This window comes from Tahibacter caeni (genome assembly GCF_024609805.1).
In the GTDB taxonomy this organism is placed as follows: Bacteria; Pseudomonadota; Gammaproteobacteria; order Xanthomonadales; family Rhodanobacteraceae; genus Tahibacter; species Tahibacter caeni.
Window position 1 is genome coordinate 1 of record NZ_JANFVR010000224.1, and the last position, 7,995, is coordinate 7,995.

The following is a 7,995-nucleotide window of genomic DNA, read 5'->3' on the forward strand; positions in this document are numbered from 1 at the left end:
GGCGCGGGACCTGCGCCTCGGCACGTTCGCGCTGGTGCGCCTGCTCGCGCGCCGCTGCGCGCTGCCCGTGGTCGCGGCCGGCGGCATCATGGACGGCAGCGGCATCGCCGCGGCGCTGCGCCTCGGCGCCGCGGCCGTGCAGATGGGCACGGCCGTCATTCTCTGCCCCGAGTCGGCCGCCGGTGCGGCGGATCGCGAACGCCTGCGCGGCGCGCACGCGTCGCACACCGGCGTGACCGCGGCGATTTCCGGCCGCGCGGCGCGCGGCTTCGTCAACCGCCTGCACGTTCTCGGCGAGCGGAGCGGACTGCAGCCGCCCGACTACCCGATCGCCTACGACGCCGGCAAGGCACTGCATCAGGCCGCCGCTGCCCAGGGCAATCACGACTATGCCGCGCACTGGGCCGGCCAGGGCGCACCGCTCGCGCGCGAGCTGCCGGCCGCGCAACTCGTGCACTGCCTGATCGACGAATGGCGCGAGGCCGAACGCGGCGCGGCGTCCGCAAACGCCGCGGCGTCCACCGACCGCGACGCCTGAATGCCGTCGCAGGCCCTCGCCAGCCCAAGCGCGAACGCGTCTGGGCGAGGGTTGGACGCGTGGAGAAGCATCCGCGAGCGCGATCGACGGTTTTCGCCACAGCATTCGCGTCTCGATGCCGAAAATTGACGGCCGCGCCGGAATCCGGCTTCGCACCTCGCCCAACCTCGGCAGCCGCAGCCCTAGAGAGCACGCATGAAAAACGCGCAGCGGTCGCCCGCTGCGCGTCATCGATGACCGGCGAGCCGGCGCCGCGAGCGCCGGCCTCTTCGACGGGCTTACTGCACGCCGCCGACCGCGATCTGGCCGAGCTTGAAGAACACGTCGGTGTTGTCGAAGGTGCCGGTGAAATAACCGGCGCCGAGGCCGTAGGCCGACAGGGGAATGTCGCTGCCCGTGTGTGCGGCCTGATCACCGGCGACCTGGCCCGTGATCAGCGCGCCTTCGTCCTTGTTGCGCACGTTCGGGTTGGCCGGCGATTGCGTCGGCGGGAACGGCTGCTGCGAGTCGCGCGTCGGGAAGCGGTTCGGCAGCCAGTTCTCGTAGCGGTCCGCATTCGCGCCGTAGCCGATCAGCATTTTGTTGTCGATGTTGGTCGTCACCGGATAGCCGTCGGCGCCCATGGTGTAGCGCGGGAACTTGGCCGCTTCGTAGATGCCGACGACGTTCTTGCCGGCGAGCTTGTCCGCCGCGAGCTGCGCCGCCGACACGGTGGCCGCGCCGATGATGGCCGCGCCGGAGCATTCGTGGTCGGCCGTGACGATGACGACGGTGTCCGGATTCTGCTCGGCGAAGCGCTTGGCCACGGCGACCGCGCGGTCGAACTCGATGACGTCGTGGATCCAGCGGTCGGTGTCCATCAGGTGCGCCTGCTTGTCGATCGAGGCGCCCTCGATCATCGCGACGAAGCCCTGCGGATTGCGCGACAGCACCTTCAGCGCCTTGTCGGTCATGTCGTCGAGCATCGGCTGGTCGGGGAAGCCGAACGCGTCGACGACCTCGCCGTTGCCGCGGCGCGCGGCGATCTTGTCGTAGGACACGTTCATGTTCGAATAGGCGAACAGGCCGAGCAGCTTGTCCGGCGTGCCGCGCGCGAATGCCGCGTTCAGCGCGGTGTTGTCCGGCGCATAGGCGAAGCCGGCGCCGATGAAGTCGCCGATCAGGTCGCGTTCCGGATCGAGCTTGCCGGGCGCGGCGCCCCAGCCGTTGACGATGTCGGCCGGGAGCACGTAGTCGTTGCGCGCCGAACGCTGCGAGCCGTTGACCGGCTGCGGGCTCGTGTTGCCGCCGGCATTCGGCAGGAACCACTTGCGGCCGCCGCCGAGCAGCACGGCGAGGCCGGTCTTGCTGCGGTCGTCGAGGAACTGGTCGACGATGCCGGTGCCGTTGCCGCGCGCCGAGGTGTGCACGGCGTTGGCCGCCGGCGTCGCATCGAACACGTCGGCCGTGGTCACGATGCCGAGCGACTTGCCCTGCAGCATGTGCAGGTATTCGGCCAGGTATTCCATGCGCGGGTTGTCGAACGCCGCGAGCGTGTCGTCCGGCCAGACGCCTTCTTCGTTGTTGTTGGCCTTGTTGCCGGAGACGTAGTTGGCCATGCCCGGCGCCGAGTCGGTCACGATGGAGTTCAGCGACGCGGTCATGACCTGGCCGCTGTACGGGAAGGTGTCCATCGCGAGCTTGCCGCGCGCCTTGCCCTGCGCATAGCCCTTGGCCATGACGCGCGCCGCCGTGCGGTGCGCGGCGCCCATGCCGTCGCCGACGAGGAGGATGATGTTCTTGGCGGTGCGGCCGCCATTGGCCAGGCCGACGATCTCGAAGTTGCCGGCGGCGCTGACCGTGCGGCCGTTGGCGGTGCGCGCGTTCACCTTGAACTCGTGCACGCCGGCCGAGTAGTTGGAATAGCCGCGGAAACTGACGATCGCCGTGTTCGCCGGCAGGCCTGCGGCGAGCACGCAGCCGCTCGCGCCTGTGGTCTTGCCTTCGCGCACGCAGGTCTCGGCCGCGCCGGTCTCGGTCACGATGCTGTTGCGCGCGAGGCGCGCGTCGTTCGGTCCGCCGCCGACCGGCAGCGGACCGTTGATCCAGGCGCCGTCGACGAAGAACTCGAACGACGTGACGCGGTCGCCCTCGTCGGGGCGCACGGTGGCCTGCAGGTCGAAGCGCTGGCCCGGCAGGAAGCGCGAAATGATGGGATCGGCCGCGCCCGAGGCGAACAGCTCGCTCGGCGGGGTCAGGCGCGACACGCTCGCGGCTTGGGCGGAAACGGCCAGCAGTCCCAGGGCAGTGCCCAGGGCGAGGCGGGAAATCGTCATGCGGCGCATGCAGCGCTCCTTACGGGAGTGGAAAAGGAAATCGCCGCGGCGGGCCGCGGCGACGGCGGTCAGCGGTTGGCCTTGCGCAGCGCGCGGTCGAGTCCGGGATCGAGCTCCAGGCGCGCGGGGAACACACGGCCCGGCAGGTCGGCGCTCTCGGCGCTGCCGACGCGCAGGCGGCCGGTCACCTGGATCAGGCCGGGCATGTGGCCGCTGCGCAGGCCGGTGGAACGCGGTAGCTCGACGAGCACGGCGCTCGGCGGCAGGTCGTCGGCCAGACCTTCGTCGGCGTCGCCGAGCTCGGCCGGCAGCGGGCTCAGGACGAAGCCGCCGGCCACGTCGGCCTTGACCATGTAGCCGACCAGGCGCACGCGGCGGCCGTCGAGCTCGCGCAGACGCTCGGTGACCTCCAGGCCGCGCGGCCCGACCGGCAGCTTGAACACGTCGTGGAAACGCAGCTCGGCCACGTCGCGCGGCGGCGCCGGCAGCGCGCGCTCGACGGCGAAGGCCCTGGGTACCGTGCGCAATGCCGGCGGCGCATTCGAGGCCGAGGTATGCGCCGCGGCCGAGGCGGCAACGGCCAGCAACGCGGCGACGGCGAAAAGACGTGCGGACATCGGGATCCCTCCAGGCGCGCGGCCTGACGGGGCCGCGGAAAAATCGGCCGGGACAGTAGAGCGGGACTGTGAAACGGCGGTTACGCGCGCTTGACGCGAGCGTGATCGCGTCGACGCGCCGGCGCCGATGCGCACGGAAAAGCCGAACCGTCGCCGACGAACGGCGTCGCGGCGCGCGACGATGGTCGTTCGCGGCCCCGGCGTTTATGACATTGCGGTATCATCGCGCGCATTTCGCGGGCCGCTTCGGCCCCCTTCTCTTTCCCATGACCAGGACCGGCGCCGGCGGCGTTTGCGCGGCTGGCCTGCCCTGCCCGGAGAACCGTGCATGCCCAGCGACGTCAAGTACAAGCGCATCCTGCTCAAACTCAGCGGCGAGGCGCTGATGGGCGACGCCGACTACGGCATCGATCCGAAGGTGCTCAACCGCCTGGCCAAGGAAATCATCGAAATCCAGCGCGCCGGCGTGCAGGTCGGCGTCGTCATCGGCGGCGGCAACATCTTCCGCGGCGAAGGCTTGGCCAAGGCCGGCATGGACCGCGTGACCGGCGACAACATGGGCATGCTCGCGACGGTCATGAACGCTCTGGCGATGCAGGACGCGCTGGAAAAACTCGGCGCCTACGCGCGCGTCATGAGCGCGATCAAGATCAACGAAGTCTGCGAGGACTTCATCCGCCGCCGCGCGATACGCCATCTCGAGAAAGGCCGCATCACGCTGTTCGCGGCCGGCACCGGCAATCCGTTCTTCACGACCGACTCGGCCGCGGCGCTGCGCGCGATCGAAGTCGGCGCCGACCTGCTGCTCAAGGCGACCAAGGTCGACGGCATCTACAGCGCCGATCCGAAGAAGGATCCGGGCGCCGAGCGCTACGACCGGCTGACCTATGCCGAGGTGATCCAGCGCAACCTGCAGGTCATGGACACGACCGCGATCGCGCTGTGCCGCGACAACAAGATCCCGCTGCGCGTCTACGACATGGGCGTGCCGGGCAATCTGCTGCGCATCGCCCGCGGCGAAGCGGTCGGCACCCTGGTGACCTGAAAACGAAGACGTCTCCCCCAGCCGCGGCCGGGGGAGACGGAATGATCAGCTCACGATGTCGGCGTTCGAATAGACGTTCTGCACGTCGTCGAGGTCTTCGAGCATGTGGATCATCTTGAGCACGGCCTGGGCCGTTTCGCCGGAGACGGCGATGTCGTTGTCGGCGCGCAGGCCGACCTCGGCGTGCTCGGGCGGCAGGCCGGCCGCTTCCATGGCCTGCTTGACGGCCTCGAAGTTGTCGGGGCTGGTCAGCACGTCGATGGAGCCGTCGTCGGCATAGACGACGATGTCGTCGGCACCGGCCTCGATCGCGGCATTCTCGACCGCTTCCTGGCTCGTGCCCGGCAGATAGCTCAGCACGCCGAGCCGCTTGAACATGAAGGACACCGAGCCGTCGGTGCCGAGGTTGCCGCCGCACTTGCTGAAGGCGTGACGCACGTCGGCGACGGTGCGCACCTTGTTGTCGGTCATGCAGTCGACGATGACGGCGACGCCGCCGGGCGCGTAGCCCTCGTAGCGCACTTCCTCGTAGCTGACGCCTTCGAGCTCGCCGGTGGCCTTCTTGATCGCGCGCTCCATGACGTCGCGCGCCATGTTCACGGCGAGGCCGCGGTCCATGGCCAGGCGCAGGCGCGGATTGGCCTTGGGGTCGCTGCCGCCGGCCCGCGCCGCCACCGTGAGCTCGCGGATGACCTTCGTGAAGATCTTGCCGCGCCGTGCATCCTGGGCGTTCTTGCGCCCTTCGATGGCCATCAATCTGCCCATTGCCGTACCTGTTCGCCGGAAAATTCGGGGCGGAATTGTAGCTGCTGCGGCGCGGACGCGGGCAGGGGCGGCGGCCTGCGGTCCGCTGTCGCAGGCCGCGCCGCGCCGGCCGGCTGCGCCCGCCGGGGCGCTGCTATACTCCGGCGGCTTTTTCGGCCCAAGGACCCCGCCGCCATGACGATCAACGACATCAAGCAAGACGCCCAGACCCGCATGGCCAAGAGCGTCGAAGCCCTGAAGCACGACCTGCAGCGCCTGCGCACGGGCCGTGCGACCACCGCGCTGGTCGACCACATCAAGGTCAACTACTACGGCAGCGACATGCCGCTGTCCCAGGTCGCCACGGTGGCTGTGCAGGACTCCCGCTCGCTGACGATCACGCCCTGGGAAAAGACCATGGTGCAGCCGATCGAGAAGGCCATCATCGCCTCCGACCTCGGCCTGAACCCGAACACCGCCGGCACGGTGATCCGCATCAACCTGCCCCCGCTGACCGAGGAACGCCGCAAGGCCCTGTCCAAGCAGGTGCACGGCGAAGGCGAGGACGCCAAGGTCGCCGTGCGCAACGTGCGCCGCGACGCGATGCAGCACGTCAAGGAGCTGCTCAAGGAAAAGAAGGTCACCGAGGACGAGGAGCGTAAGGCCGAGGAAGACATCCAGAAGCTGACCGACAAGGCGATCAAGGACGTCGACGCCGTGGTCAAGGCCAAAGAAGAAGAACTGATGGCGGTCTGAGCGGAGCACGATCCTGGATCCGCTGACTCCCCCGAAGACCGCCGGGACCGAACGCCTGCCGCGCCACGTCGCGATCGTCATGGACGGCAACGGACGCTGGGCGCGCAAGCGCCTGCGTCCGCGCAGTTTCGGCCATCACGCCGGCCAGAAGGCCGTGCGCGGCGCGATCGAGTTCTGCCTGCGCCGCGACATACCCGCGCTGACCCTGTTCGCGTTCTCCAGCGAGAACTGGCAGCGGCCGCCGGACGAGGTCAGCGCGCTGATGGAGCTGTTCCTCAAGGCGCTGGATCGCGAAGTCGACGAGTTGCACGGCTACGGCGTGCGCATCCGCTTCGTCGGCGAGCTGTCGGCGTTCGCGCCGGCGCTGGCCCAGCGCATGCAGGCGGCCATGGACCGGACCGCGGCGAACACGCGGCTGCACCTGAACATCGCGGTCAACTACGGCGGCCGCTGGGACATCGCCCAGGCCGCGGCGCGGCTCGCGCGCGCGGTCCAGGCCGGCGAGATCGCGGCCGACGCCGTCGACGAGCACAGCCTCGCGCCGTACCTGTGCCTGGCCGACGAGCCCGCCGTGGACCTGTTCATCCGCACCGGCGGCGAGCAGCGCGTCAGCAATTTCCTGCTCTGGCAGATCGCCTACGCGGAAATCCATTTCAGCCCGGTGCTGTGGCCCGATTTCGATGCGGCCGCGTTCGACCAGGCGCTGGCCGACTACGCCGGACGCGAACGGCGCTTCGGCAAGACCAGCGCCCAGGTCGCCGGCGGCGCATGAGCACGGCAGCGCCCGGCGCCGCGGCGATGTGTCCGCCGCGATTCCCGTCCGCCGCGGCCGCGCGCCGCCGGCTCCACTTGACGCGCCGGGGCCGCAGCAGCGAAAAGCAAGCCGGTTTACCGGCAATCCCACCGACCGACGGAGTGCGCTGAGCCTGTGGCATCCCCGATGAAAACGCGCACCCTGACGGCCCTGATACTCGCGCCGGCCGCGATCGCGCTGATCCTGTTCGCTCCGACCGCGCTGTTCGCCGTGGTCACCGGCGCGGCGTTCCTCTATGCGCTCTGGGAATGGACGCGGATGCTCGGCCTGCGCGACGCCGGCCTGCGCGGCACGGCCGTCGCCGCGCATGCGGCGGCGATGGTCGCGCTCTGGACCGTCCGCGGCGGCACGGCCTGGTGGGCCGTCATCCTGGCGGGCGTGGCCTGGTGGCCGGTCGCCGCGCTGTGGCTGCGCCATTTCAGCTTCGGCGTCGCGCCGACGCGCGAACACATCGCGCTCAAGCTCGCGGCAGGCTTCTTCATCGTCGTGCCGGCCTGGTGCGGTCTGCTGCAGGTGCACGGCGGCGCCGGCAACGGTCACTGGTGGACCCTGTTCGGCCTGATGCTGGTCTGGGTCGCCGACAGCGGCGCCTACCTGGCCGGCAGCCGCTGGGGCACGACCAAGCTCGCGCCGCGGATCAGTCCGGGCAAGACCTGGGCCGGCGTCTACGGCGCCGTGGCCGCCTCGGCCGTCGTCGGCGTCATCGGCGCGTGGCTGCTCGGCCTGCGCGGCGCGCCGCTGGCCGGCATCTTCGTGCTGGCCATGCTGACCGTGCTCGCCTCGATCGTCGGCGACCTGTTCGAAAGCCTGATCAAGCGCCACGCCAACGTGAAGGATTCCGGCGACCTGTTCCCGGGCCACGGCGGCATGTTCGACCGCCTCGACAGCGTGTTCGCCGCGCTGCCGGTCTGGGCCGCGGGACTGGCCCTGCTGCGCGCATGAGAAACGTCGCCGTCTTCGGCGCCACCGGCTCCATCGGCGGCAGCGCGCTGGACGTGATCGCGCGCCATCCCGAACGCTTCCGCGCGAGCGTGCTCGCGGCGCACCGCGCGAGCGAGACGCTGGCCGCGCTCTGCGAACGCTTCGCGCCGGACCTCGCCGTCATCGCCGATCCGGCGCTCGAGGCCGACCTGCGCGCACGCCTGGCCCGCGCCGGCCTCGCCACG

Annotated in this window: 8 protein-coding genes and 1 pseudogene; 6 read left to right on the forward strand and 3 right to left on the reverse strand. The window is 70.3% G+C overall.

Annotation, left to right across the window (positions count from 1 at the left end; translation table 11 throughout):
• A partial coding sequence (locus tag NON22_RS16755) for an NAD(P)H-dependent flavin oxidoreductase (protein WP_257388091.1) occupies nt 1-538 on the forward strand: 538 nt, incomplete at its 5' end.
• Between the two features lie 278 nt (nt 539-816).
• On the opposite strand, the gene NON22_RS16760 is transcribed toward NON22_RS16755, so the two are convergent.
• Together NON22_RS16760 and NON22_RS16765 are read right to left on the reverse strand one after the other, a co-directional pair.
• On the reverse strand, nt 817-2,862 hold the full coding sequence (locus NON22_RS16760; RefSeq protein WP_257388092.1) for an alkaline phosphatase: 2,046 nt from the start codon (nt 2,860-2,862) through the stop codon (nt 817-819).
• A gap of 59 nt (nt 2,863-2,921) precedes the next feature.
• Nucleotides 2,922-3,470 carry a hypothetical protein gene (locus tag NON22_RS16765; protein WP_257388093.1) on the reverse strand — a complete coding sequence of 183 codons (549 nt, stop codon included), beginning with the start codon at nt 3,468-3,470 and terminating at the stop codon, nt 2,922-2,924.
• A gap of 328 nt (nt 3,471-3,798) precedes the next feature.
• On the opposite strand from NON22_RS16765, the gene pyrH reads away from it, so the two are divergent.
• On the forward strand, nt 3,799-4,515 hold the full coding sequence (pyrH, locus tag NON22_RS16770; RefSeq protein WP_257388094.1) for a UMP kinase: 717 nt from the start codon (nt 3,799-3,801) through the stop codon (nt 4,513-4,515).
• Nucleotides 4,516-4,560: 45 nt separating this feature from the next.
• Here pyrH and NON22_RS16775 read toward each other — a convergent pair whose 3' ends face one another.
• Nucleotides 4,561-5,280: a YebC/PmpR family DNA-binding transcriptional regulator gene (locus tag NON22_RS16775; protein WP_257388095.1), complete on the reverse strand. Its 720-nt coding sequence runs from the start codon at nt 5,278-5,280 to the stop codon at nt 4,561-4,563.
• Between the two features lie 174 nt (nt 5,281-5,454).
• Between NON22_RS16775 and frr the strand changes: the two genes are divergently transcribed.
• The 4 genes and pseudogenes from frr to NON22_RS16795 form a co-directional block, all read left to right on the forward strand.
• The gene (frr, locus tag NON22_RS16780; RefSeq protein ID WP_257388096.1) at nt 5,455-6,015 is read left to right on the forward strand and encodes a ribosome recycling factor; all 561 of its coding nucleotides are present in this window, start codon (nt 5,455-5,457) and stop codon (nt 6,013-6,015) included.
• A gap of 22 nt (nt 6,016-6,037) precedes the next feature.
• Nucleotides 6,038-6,787, forward strand: a complete 750-nt coding sequence (gene uppS, locus NON22_RS16785) for a polyprenyl diphosphate synthase (protein WP_257388098.1) — start codon at nt 6,038-6,040, stop codon at nt 6,785-6,787.
• 168 nt (nt 6,788-6,955) lie between these two features.
• Nucleotides 6,956-7,771: a phosphatidate cytidylyltransferase gene (locus NON22_RS16790; RefSeq protein ID WP_257388097.1), complete on the forward strand. Its 816-nt coding sequence runs from the start codon at nt 6,956-6,958 to the stop codon at nt 7,769-7,771.
• Nucleotides 7,768-7,995 (forward strand): annotated as a pseudogene (locus NON22_RS16795) (1-deoxy-D-xylulose-5-phosphate reductoisomerase); the annotation flags it as partial. The gene NON22_RS16790 and the pseudogene NON22_RS16795, both read left to right, overlap by 4 nt.

Coding starts and splice junctions, on each gene's coding strand:
- NON22_RS16760 (WP_257388092.1), bottom strand. CDS start 2,862: ATGCGCCGCATGACGATTTCCCGCCTCGCCCTGGGCACTGCCCTGGGA.
- NON22_RS16765 (WP_257388093.1), bottom strand. CDS start 3,470: ATGTCCGCACGTCTTTTCGCCGTCGCCGCGTTGCTGGCCGTTGCCGCC.
- pyrH (WP_257388094.1), top strand. CDS start 3,799: ATGCCCAGCGACGTCAAGTACAAGCGCATCCTGCTCAAACTCAGCGGC.
- NON22_RS16775 (WP_257388095.1), bottom strand. CDS start 5,280: ATGGGCAGATTGATGGCCATCGAAGGGCGCAAGAACGCCCAGGATGCA.
- frr (WP_257388096.1), top strand. CDS start 5,455: ATGACGATCAACGACATCAAGCAAGACGCCCAGACCCGCATGGCCAAG.
- NON22_RS16790 (WP_257388097.1), top strand. CDS start 6,956: ATGAAAACGCGCACCCTGACGGCCCTGATACTCGCGCCGGCCGCGATC.